The organism is Halobacillus litoralis, assembly GCF_009856445.1.
GTDB lineage: Bacteria > Bacillota > Bacilli > Bacillales > Halobacillaceae > Halobacillus > Halobacillus litoralis.
On the sequence record NZ_WMFA01000001.1, the window covers coordinates 96,840 to 117,851 of the forward strand.

The following is a 21,012-nucleotide window of genomic DNA, read 5'->3' on the forward strand; positions in this document are numbered from 1 at the left end:
CGGAGGTGCCTTATGTCTTCTGTAGTTGTAGTCGGAACCCAGTGGGGGGACGAAGGAAAAGGCAAGATTACTGATTTTTTATCACAAAATGCCGAAGTTGTCGCTCGTTATCAGGGCGGAAATAATGCGGGTCATACCATAAAATTTGATGGAGTCACATATAAGCTTCACTTGATTCCTTCAGGGATCTTTTTTGAAGATAAAACGTGCGTGCTTGGAAACGGAATGGTGATTGATCCGAAAGCGCTGCTTGAAGAATTAAAATACTTACATGACAAAGGCGTATCGACAGATAATCTGCGCATCAGCAACCGTGCTCATGTCATTCTGCCGTATCACTTGAAATTAGATACGCTGCAAGAGGAAGACAAGGGTGCGAATAAAATCGGAACGACCAAAAAAGGAATTGGTCCTGCTTATATGGACAAGGCGGCTCGTACCGGAATCCGTATTGCTGATTTACTTGATAAAGAAAGCTTCCGTGAGAAGCTCGAACAGAACCTTACTGAGAAGAATCGTCTTTTTGAAAAAGTATATGAAACAGAACCATTTACGGTGGAAGAAATTCTCGATGAATACTATGAATATGGGCAAAAGATTGCTTCCTATGTTTGCGATACGTCTGTCGTATTGAATGATGAATTGGACGATGGCCGTCGTGTTCTTTTTGAAGGGGCCCAGGGAGTTATGCTTGATATTGATCAGGGAACGTATCCATTTGTTACTTCTTCTAACCCAATTGCAGGTGGCGTAACGATCGGTTCTGGTGTGGGACCCTCGAAAATTAAACACGTTGTTGGTGTTTCGAAAGCTTACACAACACGTGTGGGAGATGGACCTTTCCCGACTGAGCTTGAGAACGAAGTCGGAGATCAAATCCGCGAAGTAGGACGCGAATATGGTACGACGACAGGACGTCCTCGCCGTGTGGGCTGGTTTGATAGTGTGGTTGTCCGTCATGCACGTCGAGTAAGTGGAATTACAGACCTTTCCTTGAATTCCATTGATGTACTGACAGGAATCGAAACACTGAAAATCTGTACGGCATACAAATACAAAGGGGAAATCATGGAAGAGTTCCCGGCAAGTTTGAAAGTCCTTGCCGAATGCGAGCCTGTTTACGAAGAAATGCCAGGCTGGACGGAAGACATCACAGGCGCTAAAACGCTGAGTGACCTTCCTGAGAACGCACGTCATTACATTGAGCGTGTATCTCAGCTGACAGGAATCCCATTGTCTATTTTCTCTGTTGGACCTGACCGTGCACAGACAAACGTTGTTCGTAGTGTATATAGTGAATAATAGGAAAGCCTGGCTTACAAAGCCGGGCTTTTTTTAGAAAAGTCAGCAGGGATGAGAATCGGATAAGCGTTTGTTAGGGTAAACTTTACATAGATGAACAAGACGAGGAGTGTTTCACGTGAAACGTATTTGTGTTTTCGCTGGGTCCAGCGTAGGGAATGACCCGGTTTTTATAAAGAAAACGGAAGCTTTGGGAGAAAGTCTGGCCGCTAAGGACATTGAACTGGTCTATGGCGGTGCTAAAAGTGGTTTAATGGGTGTCTTAGCTGATCAGGTTCTGAATAGCGGGGGGAAAGTGACGGGCATTATGCCAAGTCACCTTTTTGACAAGGAAATCGTCCACCCCAACCTAACAGAAATGATTGAAGTAGGAACTATGCATGAAAGAAAAGCCAAGATGAGCGAATTGGCTGACGGATTCATCGCTCTCCCCGGAGGTTTTGGGACGTTTGAAGAACTTTTTGAAACGGTCAGCTGGGCTCAAATCGGCCTTCATTCAAAACCGCTCGCCCTATACAACATTGCGGAATACTACGCTCCGCTCGTTCAGCTCATTGAACACGCAATAAAAGCAGGATTTGTACCTGAAGATAACCGTGAACTTTTTATTGACTCCAACAATCCTTCTTCTTTATTGAATGAAATGGAGCGGGAAAAATAAAAGACGTGCCTGCAGGCGCGTCTTTTATACTTGGATCGTTTTAAAGAAAATCAGCCCAAAAAAGCGATACGTCAATTTAATACTTTCAATCGAGGACTCTTCGGTAATGCTCAAACCGTAGATCGTCGTTGGTGAGGTATCAGGTGACGCAGCCATTGCTTTAGAGGCTAGTGGCGAAGTGTCAGGGGCGAGAGGAATGGTTTCATATTCATTGATGGCATACGCATCTTCTACAAGCGCGTATGTATCGGTAATCATAAAGCCTTTTTCAGAATCACTGATCTGCATCTTGATATTAGTAGGTTTTTGATTGTTATTAATGGAAACATCAGTAATCTGAATGCTTCCAAGTAAGCTCTTGTTACCAAGTGCGACAATGACAGTCTGCTTATCTTCTGTTGTACCGATTGACCCATGAGTAAGCGGTGGGTTCAGCTTCAAAAAACCAATAATGGAGACAAATAAAAGGATAAGGACGAGAATAATGTAACGAAAAACCTTTTTCAAACAAACCCTCCTTTCTTTTTGGTGAACAGAATTCAGAGAGAAAATATATGTTTCTAGTAAAATTACTATTGCTTACGTCTACTCTGTATGGTACGATAGTTATCGTTGCGGTGAACAAGCCGTTTGGTCCGGTAGTTCAGTTGGTTAGAATGCCTGCCTGTCACGCAGGAGGTCGCGGGTTCGAGTCCCGTCCGGACCGCCATTTTCATTATACCATTTGAGGTAGTCGAATACACACGTAATGTGATAGCCTCATTAGGTTTTAACGTCGAATGGTAATGAATAAAGGGATAGCATAATTGAATTTCATACTCATTATGGCTCGGTAGCTCAGTCGGTAGAGCAACGGACTGAAAATCCGTGTGTCGGCGGTTCGATTCCGTCCCGAGCCACTCCTTAAAAAGCTTACGGAAATATTCCGTAAGCTTTTTTTTTATGAAAAATTATTCAAGTTCTTATAACTCCTTATTTAACTATCTGGCAGGATTGTGGGAGATTCAGTTTCGAGATGTTTTTTGAGTGGATGGGGGCTGCGGGGAATAACTCGCTTTCCGCGGGAGCGCGGTAGCCTCCTCGGACTGCGTCCTGTGGGGTCTCACCAAGCACTTTTTTCCCGCAGGAGTCTCGCCATCCCCCTCCGCCCACTAATCAAAGAAGATTCTCGAAACTCCTACTTAAAAAATCAGCTTGTATGGTTAAGGGAAGTTGAAGTGGATAATTAAAACACCTCCAAAGTACGAAAAGCCTGGTTCAGAGCGTGTCATCCCTTTACTTTTAAATAAGATTCCAATTCTCAAGTCGTTTCGAGACACTTAAAGGGGCGTAGGGAAACGGTGAGACTCCTAGGGGACGATGGAGCAAGACGAACCTTTTCCCGGAGCCCCTAGAATCACACAAACCTCTCGAAACTTAGTCTTCAAGAAAAGGGTGCTTATTTGGAATATAGGGAACTTATTATAATGAACAGTTTAATATGAAAAAATGACTACTATTTCGTAATTTTGGTAAGAATATTATACCTTTTTTACATATTTAAATATCTATTTCTTATAAATCCTCCATGTGATAGATTAATCTAGGGAAAGTTTAGACAGGAGCATCAGGAGGATCAATATCATGTGGAAGAAACTAGCTGTCACAGCAATCTCTGTCGTAAGTGTCGGCGTAGGGACGGTCTACGCTGAAAGTTCACTTCCGACGGTTTATCACGTTTATATAGATGAACAACATGTGGGTATGGTAGAAGATCAAGCAGAGATCAAAGCGGAATTACGAGAACGTATGGAAGAGGCGGAAAAAGACCATAAAGGATTGGATCTTTCTTATATGGAAGAGGTCTCATTCAAGGAACAGAAAGTGTTTTCTGTGAATGATGAATCTTCAAAAGTCATGGATTCGCTTCAGAATGAATTAACGTTTGCCGTAGACATTGTGCGTCTTAACATCGATGGAAAGCCCGTTGCTCATCTTCCGAATGAAGAAAAAGCGGAACAAGTCATAGAATCGGTGAAAGAGGAATATGTCGGTGACGGTGAACTAGCCAAGTTGGAAAATGGAACGCCTGAACTGCCGGACATTGGTGAAACGAAGGTTATGGATGTCGGTTTATCGCTTCCCGTTACAATGGAAGAAGATCAGGTCGCGCTCTCTCAGGTCCATACAGTCGATGAAGCTGTGTCCCGGGTGGAAGAAGGTCGTATTTATCCGAGTAATCATTCTGAAGCGACATCGTTTATTGGGATGATGGCTAAATCAAAGAAACCGCTCGTGGATGTAGTATTTACAAAGAAGGAACGTAAGGAAGAAGTGATTCCCCATAAAGTTCAAATGAAAAAGTCGGATGAACTCTATAAAGGGGAATCTGAAGTGAAGCAAGAAGGGGAAGAAGGCAAAAGAGAGCTATTGATTGAGCGAACGTACCGTAATGGGGAAGAATTAAAAGAAGAGGTAGTGGAAAAAGAAGTCGTCAAAGAACCGGTAAAGAAAATTGTACTTCAAGGGACAAAGAGAGTTCCCTCTAAAGGTACCGGTGATTTTTCCTGGCCTGCTGTTGGTGGTCAAATTACCAGTAAGCAAGGCGAGCGCTGGGGACGCTACCATAAAGGGATTGACATTGCCGGGGTGTCCGATAAAACGATTAAAGCTGCTGATTATGGAAAAGTGATTGAAGCTGGATATCGAAAAAGCTTTGGAAATAAAGTAGTTATTGATCATGGGAATGGATATGAGACGATTTACGCTCACCTCTCATCCATCGACGTTAAAAAAGGACAGTCCGTTAAAAAAGGTGAAAAAATCGGAGTGATGGGAACGACGGGACGTTCTACAGGTGTACACCTTCATTTTGAAATTCACAAAGAAGGGTCGCTTGAAAACCCACTTTCCCACGTCTCCCGCTGACTCTAACCGCTATGATTGAATCATAGCGGTTTTTTCTATATAAAACCGACCGTGTAGTGAACGACTTTTTTCATTCCCCATGCATTAATTTTCAAAACTATTGACGTTGGGCTGGAGTAAGATTTAGTAAGAGGTTTAAGAAATAGGCATGATAGAAGTATAGGTGAAAGGGCTGATTTCGAGTGAGGTTTATGGTGAAATAAGACATTTTTCATTAAATAAGTTAAAATAAGAGAAAGAAAAGATGTCGAGGAAAGGGATGTGACGCAATATGGCACAGAAAATTTTAGTGGTCGATGACGAAAAACCCATTGCGGATATATTGAAATTTAACTTAGAAAAAGAAGGTTATGAAGTTGTTTGTGCATATGACGGGGATGAGGCGATTGCAAAAGCAGATGCAGAAGAACCGGAATTGATTCTTCTTGATATTATGCTGCCGAACAAAGACGGTAATGAAGTCTGCCGCGAAGTGAGGAAGCGTCATAATATGCCGATCATTATGTTGACGGCAAAAGATGCAGAGATAGATAAAGTACTCGGACTGGAAATGGGAGCAGATGACTATGTGACCAAGCCTTTCAGTAACCGTGAATTGATTGCCCGCGTAAAGGCGAACCTGCGTCGTCAACAGCAGGAGCCTGAAGACAGCGCGCAGCAGACGAAGGATATTGAAATCGGTCGTCTTGCGATTCACCCGGATGCGTACACGGTGACTCGTGACGGAAATCATATTGAATTGACTCATCGTGAATTTGAACTTCTTCACTATCTTGCTCGCCATATCGGTCAAGTCATGACTCGTGAACATTTGCTTGAAACCGTTTGGGGTTATGATTATTATGGGGACGTTCGTACTGTCGACGTAACGGTAAGACGTTTGCGTGAAAAAATTGAAGAGAATCCTAGTAACCCAATGTGGATTGTTACCCGTCGCGGGGTTGGGTATTATTTGAGAAACCCAGAACAGGAGTAACGCCTTTATGAAAGAAGTAGGCTTCTTTCAGTCTGTGAGGCTGAAGCTGATTCTCGTATACATTTTGTTATTGTTATTAGGCATTCAAGTCATTGGTGTCTATTTTGTCGATCGATTGGAAGAGCAGTTGGAAACCAACTTTACGAATTCAGTGGAAGGGCAGTTGAATTCTTTAACCTACAGCTTGCAAAATGCTTTTAATACAGAGCGGGGAGAAGATTCGCTGCCTTTAAATTATGACCTTCAAGGTCTTATTAATGACTTCAGTGATGATAATACAGATATTGGGAAGTTGATGGTTGTTGACAATAACCAAAAGGTACTTGCAGCCACAACGACGAGCGACCAGTCTCCTATTGGTAAGAAAGTTACGGACCCTGCCATTACTAAGGTCTTCCTGTTTGGGGAGGCCACTGAGCCAAAACCGTGGCGAGAGGAAGGAACCAACAACCGTCTGTTCCGCGGAACGAATCCAATTACGGACGAGTCCGGAGATGAAATTGTTGGGGCTCTTTATTATGAAGTTTATATGAATGATATCTATGACCAACTTGGGGAAATCATCAGCATTTTCGCCAAAGGGACGGTCTTAGCTATTACGGTTACGGCTTTGCTCGGGATTTTGGTGGCGAGGACCATCACGAAACCTCTGACAGAAATGAAACGTCAGGCACAAGTCATGGCGACAGGGGACTTCTCGCAGAAGGTCGATGTCAAAGGAAACGACGAAATTGGACAGTTAGGCCATACATTCAATGATCTGAATGATAAATTGAAGCTGGCTACTGCGACCACAGAGGGGGAGCGCCGGAAGCTGAGCTCTGTACTCTCCAATATGTCGGACGGGGTCATTGCGACAGACCGTCTTGGTGCGATTACACTAATGAATGCACCGGCGTCTAAATTAATTGGACAGACGTTCGAGGAAGTCCAGGGTCAATCCCTTGTGGATGTTCTTGACTTGAATGATCAGGTTGAAGATATATCTGAAGTGGAAGAAGCGGGGTCCATGATCATTGATTTAAGCAGTGACGATAACCACCTGCTTCTTAAAGCAAACTTTTCTGCGGTTGAAGATGAAAACCATGACATGAATGGTTTTATCACCGTCATCAGTGATGTGACCGAACAACAACGTGTGGAAAAAGAAAGAAGAGAGTTTGTTTCAAATGTGTCGCACGAACTACGTACTCCGTTGACGACGATGAGGAGTTATATAGAGGCATTGAACGACGGGGCTTGGCAGGATCCGGATATCGCCCCAAGGTTCCTTGATGTGACCCAAAATGAGACGGACCGTATGATACGTTTGGTGAACGATCTTCTGCAATTGACCAAGATGGATCATAAAGAAACAAGTCTGATGAAAGAGCGTGTGGAGTTTGTGAGTTTCTTCGACCATATCATTGATCGTTTTGAAATGAACAAAAATGAAAAAGTAGAGCTTGTTCGCAACTTGTCGAATAAGAACATGTATGTATGGATGGACAAGGATAAGATTACTCAAGTACTGGATAACATCATCTCTAACGCCATCAAATACTCCCCGGAAGGTGGGAGTATACGGTTTAATGCCCATTCTACGAAGAAACAGCTGCGGGTAAGCATTACCGATGAAGGGATCGGCATGCCTCCGGACACCGTTGATAAAATCTTTGACCGCTTTTATCGTGTCGATAAATCCCGTGCGAGAGAAATGGGAGGAACCGGACTGGGTCTTGCTATTGCCCGGGAAATGATTGAAGCTCATCATGGGAAAATATGGGCGGAAAGCCGTGAAGGTAAGGGCACGACTGTCCACTTTACTCTGCCGCTCATGAATCAGAAGCGGAGGGGACAGTCATGAAAAAAGAAACCATGAAGTCCGTCATTATGGTGATCCTCATTGCCTTCAGCTTAGTATTGACGGTAGCTCTTTGGACGTATCAGCCCGTAAATGAAACGTTGGAAGAAGATGTGTTCATTGAAGATACGAAATTAGAAGAAATAGGATCAGAGCGGGCGGTTCCAAATCTGGTTCCTCCTGATAAAGTCGTTTTTCATGAGCAAAATTCATATTTCTCATTCAAAGATAATATTGATCGCACCGCTTTTTACCAAAAACAGATGCAGCAGTGGAATCTATCTAATCTGGACACAAGTCCTAGAACGATAGATGTCGACAACCATAGCGATATTGTGGAAATCATTTTTCCTGCCCATCTGCCAATCCAGGTAATCAGTGATATCTTTCAAGTGAACGAGAGTATTCCACTGGAGGGGCTGCAGGCCAACTTCAATCGGATATTTTTGTTACGGCATTCCCAGGAGGGGAGTGCTGTTTCTCCAGCTTCTTACGATTTATGGTTTGTCAATAGTGACTCTGAAGGGAGTGAAGTCACTCTTCAGGCCGATATCAGTGCGGCTTCTGGAGAACGGGCCATGCAGGAAATCGATAATAAAGATGAATTGGTGGAGATGGCCCGGGTGGCCGATGTCCTCCAGATCGCCCCGGAGGATGGAACGAATGCTTCACACATTTACGTACCTAAAAACCCTGTGAGTATATCGGAATATGTACTTCAGACAGGAGCGGTCAATGTAAAACCGATCCAAAATGATATTTTCCCTTCTAATACACGGGTCTTCAAATCCCGGACAAATAGTGGAGAGAATATCACTAAAACATTCCAGCGGCGGTTGACACAGTATGACAAGAGAATGGAATATGACTTGACGATCCCTAACTCAGCAAACCAGAAGAACTTGACGGAATATGAATTGTTTGTACAAAGCATGGAGGATATCAATAGTCATTTGGGGTGGACGGATGACTATCGACTGAACACGATCTTAAGTGGTCGTGATGAAGTCCGCTACCGTCTCTACTTTAATGACCGCCCTGTTTTGGAGAATATCGATACTTATAATTTGGCGAGCATTCAATTAAGTTATCAACAAGGGCAGATCCAGGAATATGACCGCCCGCTTGTTCAGTACAGCAGCATTAACGAAAGCGAGACGAAACTTTTATCAGGAGTGGAAGTCCTATCAAATATTCGACAAGCTGGGGAATTGGAACCGTCCAGAATCAGGGACTTGGAGATTATGTACACGCTTGAAGAACAAAGGAGCGAGTTGGTGTACAGTTTGATTCCTGAGTGGTATATGTTGACAAACAGTGGTTGGACGAAAGTGTACCCGGAAGAAAGGTCCCAAAATGAAGAGGTTTCGTGACGAGGAGGTAAAACATGCAGTGGGGGCAAATTAAAACATTGTTCATCATCAGTTTCTTAATCCTCGACCTTTTCCTGCTGCAGCAATTGTTAGGGAAGCAAGCGGAGGATGAAGTGGGGCAGATTTCCACCGTTGCTGAAAGCATTGAAACCGAACTGGAAGCGAACGACATTTCCATTAAGGATGATGCGATCCCGGAGGAATTGCCAGAAGCTACTCCGATTGAATCGGAAAGTACGCATACGCTTCCCGATGACGTGATGAGTATGATTGAAGGTATGGATGAGAGCGATAAGGAGATCGAGCTAAAAGAAGACAATCAAGTATTGCAAGTCACTTTTGATGAGCCCATCGAAGTGACGGAAGATACAATCCAGGGCGTGGTCATGGACGTTGTACCATTTGCTTCCCGGTATTCCTACTGGGGCTGGAATGAAGAAGAGGGTGCGGCTCTCTTTTTCCAGGCAAAAGACAATAAAACGATTTATTTTAATAATAACGGATATTTGTTGTTGAATATCGTAGATGGTGAACTCACGGGATATGTCGCAACCCTGCTATCCTTTGAAAATGGGGGATACTCAGGGGCTTCTGGTGAAACGGAAGTTACCATCGAACCATTAAGTGCCATTCGTATCCTCTTGAATAACGGGCTGATTGAGCCGGGTGATGAAATTACATCGATGGATATCGGTTATCATACGAGTTACAGTTTACCTGCTGGTGAGGAAAACGAGACTCAAGTGTTCGCATCCACATGGAAAGTGACGGTCAATGGGGATCGCAACCACTTTCTCTACACTTTTGACGGAACAATCATCGAATATATCAATGAAGAATCCTTCATCTCAGATGTCAAAGATGAGCATGGCTTAATAAGTACGGAAGCAGAGCAAACGGCAGCCAATGAAAATAGAGAAAACAATTAAATGGAGTGTATGGAATGAGCATGAGATTTAGTGTACTTGCTTCGGGCAGTACGGGGAACGCATTCTACATTGAATCGGGAGACGAGAGAATATTAGTTGATGCTGGCTTGAGTGGTAAGAAAATGGAAGGGTTGCTTGATCAAGTCAATATCGATCCGCAATCCTTATCGCGAATCCTTGTTACTCATGAGCATAGTGATCACATTAAAGGTCTAGGCATTATGGCCAGGCGCTACAACCTTCCTATCTACGCTAACGAAAAAACCTGGAATGCGATGGAAGGGCAAATCGGCAAACTTTCCATTGATCAGAAATTCCATTTTTCCATGGAGGAGACGAAGACATTCGGAGGTCTGGATGTAGAGTCCTTTGCCGTTTCGCATGACGCGGCAGACCCTATGTTTTATACGTTCCATAAGGATGGAAAGAAAATTGCACTTGTCACCGATCTCGGCTATGTTTCCGAACGGATAAAAAAGACGGTGGAAGGTGCTGACGCGTACATTTTTGAATCAAACCATGATGTGAGCATGCTTCGAATGGGGCGCTACCCATGGAATATAAAACGACGGATATTAGGGGACTCCGGTCACGTTTCCAATGAAGATTGTGCCCTGGCCCTCACCGATATCATCACAGACCAGACAAAAAGAATTTATCTTGCGCATTTGAGTCTGGATAATAATATGAAAGATCTTGCCCATATGTCTGTAAAAAATGTTTTGGAAGAGCGTGGAATTAAAGTGGGAAGCCACATTGAATTACATGATACAGACCCACAGGAAGCCACACCAATCTTTGAGGTTTAAAAGGTTTTAAATTGTAAAGAATAAGGAAACAGTACCTTAGAAATCTGAGAGCGTGAGAAAGGTAAGGTGAAAGAGACGTGGGTTATTATGATGATCATTCCCCTACCCGTCAGCAGAAACAGCAGCGCAGGCGGTGGGTAATGCCGACAATTGTCGGAGGTATTTTAGGAGCCGTTCTTGTCTTATTGGCTTTGCCAGCTTTGGTTCAGACAGACTTGCTTCCTTATGATATGACGATTCCTGAGGATGAAAGTGGACTTGTTGAAGACAATCAGGGCCTGACAGGTGGTACGACTAAGAACGTCAAGCTTGATGTAAATACCCAAATCACTGATGTGGTTGATAAAGTGACTCCCTCCGTCGTAGGAGTCGTTAATTTACAGACACGTCAAGACTTTTGGCAGCAGGAAGGCGATTCGGCACAACAGGCAGGGGTAGGGTCAGGCGTGATTTATAAAAAAGAAGACGGCACGGCTTATGTGGTGACGAATAATCACGTGATTGAAGGGGCGAGTGAAATTGAAGTCGTCCTTTCCGATGAAACAAGGGTCAAAGCCCAATTAATCGGGGGAGATCTATTTACCGATCTGGCTGTTTTGAAAATGCCGGCTGATCAAGTTGAACAAGTTGCTGAGCTGGGGACTTCAGAAAACTTGAAAGTCGGTGAACCGGCAATCGCTATCGGAAACCCACTTGGTCTCAGTTTCGCAGGATCGGTTACTCAAGGAATTATTAGTGGTAAGGAAAGAGCAATCCCTCAAGACTTTAATGGAGATGGAATGGAAGACTGGCAGGCGGAAGTTATTCAGACAGATGCAGCCATAAACCCTGGAAACAGTGGTGGGGCACTCATTAACATTGATGGCCAATTGATTGGAATTAACTCAATGAAGATTGCTCAGTCTTCCGTTGAAGGCATCGGTTTTGCGATTCCTATTGATTCAGCAAAGCCAATCATTGATGAATTGGAACAGTTTGGCCAAGTAAACCGTCCGTACATTGGAATTGAAGCCTATGGGCTGAATGAGGTACCGACGTCTGAATGGGACAATACGCTGAATCTTCCTGATGATGTAGACGGTGGATTGTACATCCGCAGCATCCGTCAAATGTCTCCAGCTGCTAAAGCAGGTCTTGAGCCATTGGATGTCATCACCGCTCTTGATGGAGAACCTGTACGTGACATTATCGATTTACGTAAGTATCTGTACAATGAAAAGGATCCTGGCGATGAGATGAAAATCACGTATTATAGAGATGGCGAGAAGGCGACAACCACTTTGAAGCTTGGATCCCAAGAGTAATTCACATAAAAAGAGTATCCATAATTGGGTACTCTTTTTCACGGTCAAAATTCGATATTATTCTACGAAATTCGCTCTGATGTTATCCACAGGGTGTGAATAGTATTCTGGATAAGTGTCATATATGGTAGTAGAAAATATGTTCGCCACCATATAGAAACCTCCGTTGTGAATATGTGGATAATTTCAGTGGATAACCTGTTTATATTCAGGGGAAAGCTGTGAATATCAGAAAATTTACAAGGTTTGTGCATAAGTCTGTGGACAATTGTGGGTAACTATTTTCGTTAGTCTGTATTTTCCACATGTGTATAAAGGTAAACGGAGATTTCTCATTAAATCTTATGCTTTTCCTTTATTTAATCCCATCAAAAATTGTCTAATGGTAACGATAATCGAGAATTGTTTTAAGCACTTTGTTTTTTCACTTTCTTAATCTTAAATTTTTTACGGTAATGCCAATTGAATAGGTAAATGAGTGGCGTTAAAAGGGCAGTGGGCAGGAACCACAACCAGATGTTTATGTTTGATATATTCAACAAACGAGGAGCACCGAATACGGTGAAGGCCGTAAGAGTGGCTATTGAACAGCCGATTAAATTTCCGTAATGCTCAAAATACCAGTGCATTTTATGTTGGGGAGGGGTTAGCCAGTAATACAATTGGCCTCCGCCAAGAATGATCCCTAAAATAGGGAAGTATTGAAGCAAGGGAAATTCGTACATCCACCCGAACACCATGGTAATCACTGACATGAAGATCAGCAGACTTGAAATTCCTAGATCGTACAGATTGCGGTGTTTTTCTGTCCGACGTTTAAAGCGCAGGACGCGTATGCCCATCCATGCTGTCGCCGCACTTAATGTGGCAATGAAAAGCAGGAAAAATGAAAAAGCTCGAGCCTCTGGTGCGGTATAATCGAAAAAGATACGATAAATTCCCATATATAAAGCTGTTGCTGCTACCATGTACATCGCCGTGACATAAAACCAGCCGACTTTCCTGTGAATATTTCCTCCTTTTTTTGTTACAAGAGGGATCCAAAAGATCGTGAGCGCGCTGAATCCAGCGATGATATGAATAGTAAGTATGATTGAGAATAATAACATAGCCATTGCTCCTTCCTTAACCTCCTTCTACATATACGCTTTCCGGAAACTTATCTCCTCCTCTTATACTAGATATTTACAAAAAAAAGACCGGCTGACGCCGGTCTTTTTAATCAAGTTGATCCTGTTTCCATGTTTTCTTGATGATTTTCGTTAAAGCGAGGATTGCAATTAAGTTCGGCAGTACCATAAGCGCATTGAATGTGTCAGCCATCTGCCAGACAAAATCCACTTGGACAAGCGAACCGGCCACGATGAACATCAACACAATAGCGCGGTAGAAAGGGACTCCTTTTTCACCGAACAAAAATTTCACGTTCACTTCTCCAAAATAAGCCCAGCCGAGAATTGTCGTGAACGCAAAGAATAAGAGACAGATGGCGATGAATGGAATGCCGAATTCCCCAAGTCCCCGTGCAAATCCTTCCTGAGTAATAGCACTTCCCTGCAAATCTGTTTGATGGGCATCTGTAGTCAAAATAACCATCGCTGTCAGGGTACAAATGATGACGGTATCGATGAAAACGCCAACCATGGCGACGAGTCCTTGATGGGAAGGGCGCTTCACGTTTGCAATCGCGTGCGCATGAGGGGTCGATCCCATGCCGGCTTCATTTGAAAAGAGCCCGCGTGCAATGCCGTAGCGAATCGCTTCTTTAATGGTCGCACCGAGAACACCTCCACCGGCTGCCTCAGGGCTGATCGCGGCTTGGACAATGAGCTGCAGTGTCGGAAGCACCTGGTCCCAGAAGTTCACCATAATCATGAGACTTCCAATGATATAGAGCAAGGCCATGATCGGTACGACATTTCCAGCGAAGGAAGAGATGCGGGTAATGCCTCCGAATAAAATGAGTCCGATGAAAAAGGCGACGGCAATTCCAAGACCAAGATTCAGCGTTGTGGAACTTGATCCCATCGCTTCGTTCATTGCAGTAGTGATTGCGTTGGACTGCACCATATTACCGACAAACCCAAGGGCGATGATGATAGCAACGGCAAAGAAACCCGCAAGCCACTTGCTGCCAAGCCCGTCCCGGATGTAATACGCGGGTCCACCGTGGACTTGATCTCCTTTTTTTACTTTATAAAGCTGAGCGAGGACGGCTTCTGCAAAAATCGTGGCCATCCCGAAGAAGGAGCTGATCCACATCCAGAAAATCGCCCCGGGCCCGCCGGCTGCGATGGCGGTCGCGACACCAGCCAGATTCCCTGTTCCGACCTGTGCAGAAATCGAAGTCGCTAGCGCCTTGAAGGAGTGGATGCCTTCAGTTTTTTCTTTTTTGAAAAGGGGAGCGAAGGTCTGCTTGAATCCTTGACCAAGAAATCGTACCTGGATGAAGCGCAGCTGGAATGTGAGCCAGACACCCGTTCCGAGCAGGAAGATCAGCATGACTGGTCCCCATAAAAAGCTATTAATATCTATGAATACGTTGGTTAGTTGTTCCATGAGCTAGATCCTTTCTTTCTTTAACATATGACTATGAAAAAGAGTATCTCACTTGCAAGCGTTTTAGGACAAGAGAAAATGTTAGTTAGGAATTCGACAAAGATATTTAAGTATCAACCGCTACCGCTAATGCTTTCCAAAAACTGAGGAAGTTACGTACAATAGATAAAAGGAGGGGTAGTTATGATTGATTTGCGAAGTGATACCGTAACCAAGCCGACGATGGCCATGCGTCAGGCCGCTTTTGAAGCAGAGGTTGGGGATGATGTGTACGAAGAAGATCCAACGGTGAAAATACTTGAAGACAAGGCAGCGGAAATGCTCGGTAAAGAGGCCGCTTTGCTTGTGACCAGTGGAACTCAGGGCAATCAGATTGCTGTATTGACTCACTGCAGACCTGGGGATGAAGTGCTCTTGGAAGCAAACGCCCATCTTTTTCTATATGAAGGGGCTTCGATGTCGGCATTGGCCGGCGTTCAGCCGCGGACGATTCAAGGAACGCGCGGGGTTATGGACCCTGAAGATGTGAAAGCGGCAATTAGGCCGGACGACATTCATTTCCCGGAAACAAGCTTGATCTGCCTCGAGAATACGCACAACAAAGCAGGTGGGGTCGTCGTTCCACTCGAGAATATGCGTGCGATTTATGAAGTGGCTAGAGTAAAAGGAATTCCCGTCCATCTTGATGGGGCGCGATTGTTCAATGCTTCGGTCGCCTCAGGTATCTCATTACGCCGGTATGCGGACCAAACTGATACGGTACAGGTGTGTTTGTCGAAAGGGTTAGGTGCACCGGTCGGATCAGTCATTGCCGGTTCCTATGATTTTATTCAAAAGGCGCGAAAATGGAGGAAGCGTCTCGGCGGCGGATTGCGCCAAGTCGGAATGGTTGCTGCACCTGCGTATGTGGCTCTGACCGAGATGGTCGACCGTTTAGCAGAGGATCATGCTCATGCGAGGCAGCTGGCGAACGGACTTCAGCATGTGAAAGGCCTGGAGATTGAAAAAGTGGAAACGAATATCGTGCTCGTTCATGTCGGTGGACTGGGGGAGACCGCCCAATCCTTTTTACATAAGCTAAAGGATGACGGTATTTCAGCCGTTCCTTTCGGGCCAGCTACAGTTAGGTTCGTCACGAATTATGATGTAAGCGCTAAAGACATCGACCGGGTGATTGATGTGGTCATTTCCCGATATCAGTACTAAGAGTATCTTTTCATGAATAGGGTATAGTTAGGCAACAACCCTAGGAGGTGGCTTTCATAGCGGACATCAGAGCAAATCAGGTCAGGCGAGGGTCGTCGGTCAATGATGAAAAATTTGCTGAGATGTTGTACAAGGATTCATTTGTAGATGGCATTCCGCTGGATGAGCTAGGCAAGGATTTGAGAAGAATGAAACGATATAGAAAAGAATTGGATAAGCGAAAATAGTAAAACCCCCATGGAAGCATCCATGGGGGTCATTTATTAGACAAGTGCAGGCAGTCGTCCAGGCTTCTGGGACTGTGCTTCAAGACCTGCTTTGTTCAGGAAGTTCCACGGCTGATTAAAGTGTGGCTGGAAGAAGAAATCAGTGTATGCCAGTTCATCGATCGTCATCCCTGTTTGGATGCACACGCTCATCGTGTTGATGGATTGTGTTACGTCTGCTTTGGAAATGACTTGGGCGCCGAGAATACGACGGGTATCCGGATTAATCGTCACTTTCAGCATCACTTTTTCTGCTGACGGCATAAATGCTGGACGGTGAGTCTCCTCAATTGTGATGCTTTTCACATGAATGTCTAAAAGTTGAGCAGATGTTTCCGTAAGTCCAGTTGAAGCCATGTTGAGATCGAAAATGTGTAGGCCGGATGTGCCTTGTGTTCCGACGTGCTTCATTATTGGCTCAAATAAATTGCGGGCGACTAAGGTTCCCATACGGACAGCATTCGTGGCAAGTGGAATATACATATGTCCGCCTGTAGGATTGTAAGGAACGGCACAACAGTCGCCGGCAGCGAAAATATCAGGGTCATTTGTTTGCATATATTCATTGACTCTAATCGCTCCGTTATCGAGCATGTCCACTTTTCCTTTTAAAAGATCCGTGTTTGGACGGAAGCCTACGCAAAGGATAACAAGGTCTGTCTCGTACGTTCCGTTGTTTGTTGTGACGCTGGATACAGACCCGTTCGTTCCGTCAAAACGCTGCACCGTTTCGTTCATAGCGAGCTCAATGCCACGTGCGTTGAAATCATCTTCGACCATCGTGGTGAACTCTTCATCTAAATATTTGTTTAAAATTCGATCGGCACCATCAATGAGGGTCACATCTTTTCCTGCTTTTTCAAAAGCTTCAACAAGTTCTACACCGATATAACCGGCTCCGACGACGGTAACCTTCTGGGCGTCTTTCGCACGCTCGATGATGGTGTTTGCCTGGTGATAGTTTTTCGCAAGCAAGATGTTATCTAGATTGATGCCTTCGATGGGAGGTGTGACAGGCCAGGACCCTGTAGTCATGACGAGCTTATCGTACGTGTCGTAAACTTTTTCACCTGTAACAAGGTTTGTAGCTTCCATTGTTCTTCTGACGGTATCGATATGTTCCACGTCATGCTGAATCCTCATCGTTACACCAAGCTTTTGCAGCTCTTCTGGTGAAGAGTAAAACAACCCTTGTGGATCATCGACGACACCACCGACGTATAAAGCTAAACCGCAAGATAAAAAGGATACATTGTCATTTCGTTCATAAACCGTAATGTCTGCTTCAGGATATAGTTTCGCCATATTTGTAACCGCAGCCGTACCTGCGTGAGTGCTTCCAATAACAACAATTTTCATGGTAAATCCTCCTTGAAAATGCATGTGAATTATTTCACATGTTGGATATGTTCTTAATTATAAAACGGTTGAATATGAAAAACAACCCTTTTGCTCAATATTTCACATAACAATTTCACTTTTTCCTTCGCCTTTTTTGCTATACATTTTTTGGGAGACCAGGTCATACATATTCTGGTAATTTTCTGTGGGCTGTTTTAAGAGTCTGTGAGGTTTGTATTAATTTTGTGGTGAGCTGAAGGAAATGGTGATCCGACATGGAAGAGATAGGCGAAGGTCTAATTTCTATATAGGGAGTGATTGAATTGAAGAGGATGTTCGTTTTCTTTTTTAGTCTTGTCTTTATTTTATCTGTCCATGGTGTTCAGGCTGCTGGAACGATAACCGTAGGCGATTCTTTGTCCACCCCGAATGGAACCGATGTAGTGGTGGAAGGGTATATTGTAGGGGTACCTGTGGGCATTGACACGGTTGAACAGAGCAGTTTCACAAGTAATTATGCTTTGGCGGTAGCGGATGATGCTTCGGAAACTCAGGTGGACGACATGATTTTTGTAAAGTTGGATTCAGAATATCGCAGTGAATATGGACTGCAGAACAACCCTGCGTTGATGGGAACAAAAATCAGAGTAGATGGGACCAGGGATGATTATTTTAGTCACCAGGGGATTGAATATGTAAGTTCGATCTCTAAAGTTTCAAGTGATGGTGACGGAGGGGACGATGGTGGTACATACACAGGGAGCTACTACCAAGGGGTCGAAGGTTTGACAGGCTATGCACTCAAGCAATCGCTGCATGAGATCATTGACGACCATACCGAGCTTTCATATTCCAACGTCTGGGATGCATTGCGTCACACAGATGAGGATCCATCAAACCCGAATAATGTACGGCTTTTATACTCTGGAAAGTCCTATAGCAAGTATGACAACGGAGGATATGTTGATGACTGGAACCGGGAGCATGTGTGGGCGAAGTCCCATGGGGATTTCGGGACATCGATGGGAGCGGGTACGGATATCCACCACCTCCGACCGACCGATGTTACCGTCAATTCCGCTCGTGGAAATCTGGATTTTGATGAAGGAGGATCCGCTTTTTATGAAGCGCCGGGCACGTACTATGACGGAGATTCATGGGAGCCCCGGGACGCAGTAAAAGGGGACGTCGCACGAATGATTTACTATATGGCCGTCCGTTATGAAGGGGGCCAGGGGGAATTGGATTTGGAGATTGCTGATTATGTAGGAACGAGCGGGCCGTACTTAGGAAAACTTTCTGTGTTGAAGGAATGGCATGCACAGGATCCTGTCGATGACTTTGAACGCAACCGAAATGAAGTAATCTTTAATGATTATCAAGGAAATCGCAATCCTTTCATCGATCACCCAGAATACGTTGAACAGATATGGTAAAAGAAGCAAGAAACGAACCGGACCGTCTTATGGTCCGGTTTTTTTACAAGGTTTAAATTACCATTATCGGTATGACCTGGTACAACAATATTTGGGATCTTTATGAACCGGTGCAGGAGTTTGGTTTTTGGGTGTAGTAGTTTATAGGATGTGAGATTTTTAGGAGGGATTGGATGGCAAGGGATGTTCGGTTTAAGGTGGACGGGCAGAGGTTCAACTATCGGGCGGCGGGCATTATGATTGAGAATGGTCATGTGCTTTTACATAAACAGGTGAATGATTCATACTGGGCGCTTCCAGGCGGAGGCATTGAACTGGGAGAAGCTTCTGAAGATACGATTGTGCGGGAGATGAAAGAGGAGCTTGGCTATGTTGTGGAAGTGGAGCGGACGGTATGGATGGCGGAGACGTTTTTCGAACACCTCGGTGATGATATGCATGAGGTAGCTTTCTATTACTTATTAACCACCGAACTACCGAACTTCAGAGAAGGGCCTTTCCATGGACTTGAAGGGGAGCAGCTGATCTATCAATGGATCCCTTTAGAAGATATGGAGAAAATTGAAGTACGACCGCCTTTTCTCCGAAAAGCATTAACCAATGTTCCATGTGAAACATCGCATCTCGTTGTGAAAAGATAAGAGAGTTCTAGTCATTCACACAGGCTCGTACAATGGTACGAGTCCTATTTTTCGGAGGTGGGGAAGTGAAGAAAAAGTTCATCACTTGGACACTCGCGTTGTATGTCATCTATGGTCTTTTATTAGGCCTTTATTTCTTCCAGTGGACAGATGTCGGTGTGCCGCCAGCCTATGAAGGAACGGCTGCAGATCCCGCGACTTTCATGACGGAAAAAGAGCTTGAGTTGAGTCAGGAGTATTCGCGGTATCAGAATTTCTTATCCTTTCTCGGAGAGCCGCTCGAGTGGATGATCTATCTTGGTGTGATGATTTTTGGTGCCACCGTCGTTTTTAAGAATTTCGGAAAGCAGATCTCCCGTTTTCGCATCATCCAAATACCGATCTTCGTTTTACTGCTGCAAACGTTGACGACGATTCTTTTATTTCCGCTGGATTATGCGAGACGATGGCTGTCTGTAGAATATGGCATTTCGACTCAAAGCTTTTCAAGCTGGATGCGCGATGAGCTGATCGGGTTTTGGATCGGATTCATTATCATGGCCCTGCTTATCACGGTCCTTTATCTTCTTATGAAAAAGTTTGAAAAGCGTTGGTGGTTAATCGCCTGGGTGCTCATGATCCCGTTTTTATTTTTTATGATGTACTTACAGCCGGTTGTTATTGATCCGCTTTACAACGATTTCACCGAGCTTCAAGACAAACAGCTGGAAGAGAAAATCCTTGTACTTGCGGATGAAGCAGACGTTCCGGCTGATCGGGTGTATGAAGTGAATATGTCTGAAAAGACCAATAGCATGAATGCTTATGTGAATGGCATCGGATCGAATTTGCGCATCGTTCTATGGGATACAACGCTGAACCGCCTTGAAGAAAATGAAGTGCTGTTTATTATGGCGCACGAAATCGGCCATTACGTCATGAACCACTTGTATTGGAATTTAGCGGGTGTCATTATCGCTACGTTTTTCGGACTCTTCTTCACCTATCATTTGTTACGGTACGCGACGCGCAGGTGGGGAGAGCGTCTTGGATTCACAAAGGTTTCGGACATTGCAAGTTTGCCAATGTTCTTCCTTATCTTGACGATGCTTTCATTCCTATCCAGTCCTGTGGAGCTTGCCATATCAAGGAACGCTGAAACAGATGCCGACAAGTACGCAATTGAAATGACCCGGGACCCGGGTGCGGCAATCGGCTCGTTCCAGGAGCTCACCGTGAACGGGTTGAGTGATGTTCATCCACCTGCGCTCGTTAAATATTTACGGTACGGACACCCGACCATGATGGAGCGCATCCATATGCTTGAATCCTATCAGGGGATTGATGTGAAAGAAGAATAACAGACTTACAATATCTGCCACACCAGGTCATCCAGAATTCTGGATGACCTGGTGTGGCAGTTTTTAGGTTGTATCTAGTTTGTGCGGGGGTATTCTGGTAGAATTTTAGTAAATGAGTT

17 protein-coding genes and 2 tRNA genes are annotated in these 21,012 nt (G+C 44.5%); 15 read left to right on the forward strand and 4 right to left on the reverse strand.

Annotation, left to right across the window (positions count from 1 at the left end):
• Positions 1-12: 12 nt before the first annotated feature.
• Positions 13-1,302: an adenylosuccinate synthase gene (locus GLW00_RS00495; RefSeq protein WP_160910524.1), complete on the forward strand. Its 1,290-nt coding sequence runs from the start codon at positions 13-15 to the stop codon at positions 1,300-1,302.
• Between the two features lie 118 nt (positions 1,303-1,420).
• The gene (locus GLW00_RS00500; RefSeq protein WP_160910525.1) at positions 1,421-1,963 is read left to right on the forward strand and encodes an LOG family protein; all 543 of its coding nucleotides are present in this window, start codon (positions 1,421-1,423) and stop codon (positions 1,961-1,963) included.
• Between the two features lie 24 nt (positions 1,964-1,987).
• Here the strand turns inward: GLW00_RS00500 and GLW00_RS00505 are convergent, their stop codons facing one another.
• The gene (locus GLW00_RS00505) at positions 1,988-2,470 is read right to left on the reverse strand and encodes a hypothetical protein (protein ID WP_160910526.1); all 483 of its coding nucleotides are present in this window, start codon (positions 2,468-2,470) and stop codon (positions 1,988-1,990) included.
• 125 nt (positions 2,471-2,595) lie between these two features.
• Here GLW00_RS00505 and GLW00_RS00510 point away from each other — a divergent pair.
• From GLW00_RS00510 to GLW00_RS00550, 9 genes are all read left to right on the forward strand, one after another.
• Positions 2,596-2,672 (forward strand) — tRNA-Asp (locus tag GLW00_RS00510).
• Positions 2,673-2,789: 117 nt separating this feature from the next.
• A tRNA-Phe gene (locus GLW00_RS00515) sits at positions 2,790-2,862 on the forward strand.
• A 724-nt stretch (positions 2,863-3,586) separates the two neighbouring features.
• Positions 3,587-4,870, forward strand: coding sequence for a peptidoglycan DD-metalloendopeptidase family protein (locus GLW00_RS20760; protein WP_160910527.1), 1,284 nt, complete (start codon positions 3,587-3,589; stop codon positions 4,868-4,870).
• A 271-nt stretch (positions 4,871-5,141) separates the two neighbouring features.
• Positions 5,142-5,846, forward strand: coding sequence for a response regulator YycF (gene yycF / locus GLW00_RS00525; RefSeq protein ID WP_160910528.1), 705 nt, complete (start codon positions 5,142-5,144; stop codon positions 5,844-5,846).
• A gap of 7 nt (positions 5,847-5,853) precedes the next feature.
• Complete coding sequence (gene walK, locus GLW00_RS00530; RefSeq protein WP_160910529.1) at positions 5,854-7,692, forward strand: cell wall metabolism sensor histidine kinase WalK; 1,839 nt, start codon at positions 5,854-5,856, stop codon at positions 7,690-7,692.
• On the forward strand, positions 7,689-9,062 hold the full coding sequence (locus GLW00_RS00535; protein WP_160910530.1) for a YycH family regulatory protein: 1,374 nt from the start codon (positions 7,689-7,691) through the stop codon (positions 9,060-9,062). Before walK ends, GLW00_RS00535 begins: the two co-directional genes overlap by 4 nt.
• A gap of 14 nt (positions 9,063-9,076) precedes the next feature.
• Positions 9,077-9,991: a two-component system regulatory protein YycI gene (yycI, locus tag GLW00_RS00540; RefSeq protein ID WP_160910531.1), complete on the forward strand. Its 915-nt coding sequence runs from the start codon at positions 9,077-9,079 to the stop codon at positions 9,989-9,991.
• A 14-nt stretch (positions 9,992-10,005) separates the two neighbouring features.
• Positions 10,006-10,800: an MBL fold metallo-hydrolase gene (locus tag GLW00_RS00545; protein ID WP_160910532.1), complete on the forward strand. Its 795-nt coding sequence runs from the start codon at positions 10,006-10,008 to the stop codon at positions 10,798-10,800.
• Positions 10,801-10,877: 77 nt separating this feature from the next.
• Complete coding sequence (locus GLW00_RS00550) at positions 10,878-12,104, forward strand: S1C family serine protease (RefSeq protein ID WP_160910533.1); 1,227 nt, start codon at positions 10,878-10,880, stop codon at positions 12,102-12,104.
• A 407-nt stretch (positions 12,105-12,511) separates the two neighbouring features.
• Here GLW00_RS00550 and GLW00_RS00555 read toward each other — a convergent pair whose 3' ends face one another.
• Both GLW00_RS00555 and GLW00_RS00560 read right to left on the reverse strand, forming a co-directional pair.
• Positions 12,512-13,219, reverse strand: coding sequence for a DUF2306 domain-containing protein (locus tag GLW00_RS00555; protein ID WP_326315711.1), 708 nt, complete (start codon positions 13,217-13,219; stop codon positions 12,512-12,514).
• Between the two features lie 103 nt (positions 13,220-13,322).
• Positions 13,323-14,663: an alanine/glycine:cation symporter family protein gene (locus tag GLW00_RS00560; RefSeq protein WP_160910534.1), complete on the reverse strand. Its 1,341-nt coding sequence runs from the start codon at positions 14,661-14,663 to the stop codon at positions 13,323-13,325.
• 183 nt (positions 14,664-14,846) lie between these two features.
• On the opposite strand from GLW00_RS00560, the gene ltaE reads away from it, so the two are divergent.
• Positions 14,847-15,869, forward strand: coding sequence for a low-specificity L-threonine aldolase (gene ltaE, locus GLW00_RS00565; protein WP_160910535.1), 1,023 nt, complete (start codon positions 14,847-14,849; stop codon positions 15,867-15,869).
• Between the two features lie 263 nt (positions 15,870-16,132).
• Here ltaE and GLW00_RS00570 read toward each other — a convergent pair whose 3' ends face one another.
• Positions 16,133-17,494 carry an FAD-dependent oxidoreductase gene (locus GLW00_RS00570; protein WP_160910536.1) on the reverse strand — a complete coding sequence of 454 codons (1,362 nt, stop codon included), beginning with the start codon at positions 17,492-17,494 and terminating at the stop codon, positions 16,133-16,135.
• Positions 17,495-17,808: 314 nt separating this feature from the next.
• Between GLW00_RS00570 and GLW00_RS00575 the strand changes: the two genes are divergently transcribed.
• The 3 genes from GLW00_RS00575 to GLW00_RS00585 all read left to right on the forward strand — a co-directional run bounded on the left by GLW00_RS00575 (position 17,809) and on the right by GLW00_RS00585 (position 20,893).
• Positions 17,809-18,912, forward strand: coding sequence for an endonuclease (locus GLW00_RS00575; protein WP_160911791.1), 1,104 nt, complete (start codon positions 17,809-17,811; stop codon positions 18,910-18,912).
• A 173-nt stretch (positions 18,913-19,085) separates the two neighbouring features.
• Positions 19,086-19,553: an NUDIX hydrolase gene (locus GLW00_RS00580; RefSeq protein ID WP_160910537.1), complete on the forward strand. Its 468-nt coding sequence runs from the start codon at positions 19,086-19,088 to the stop codon at positions 19,551-19,553.
• A 65-nt stretch (positions 19,554-19,618) separates the two neighbouring features.
• Positions 19,619-20,893 carry a M48 family metallopeptidase gene (locus GLW00_RS00585; protein WP_326315705.1) on the forward strand — a complete coding sequence of 425 codons (1,275 nt, stop codon included), beginning with the start codon at positions 19,619-19,621 and terminating at the stop codon, positions 20,891-20,893.
• The last annotated feature ends 119 nt before the right edge of the window (positions 20,894-21,012 follow it).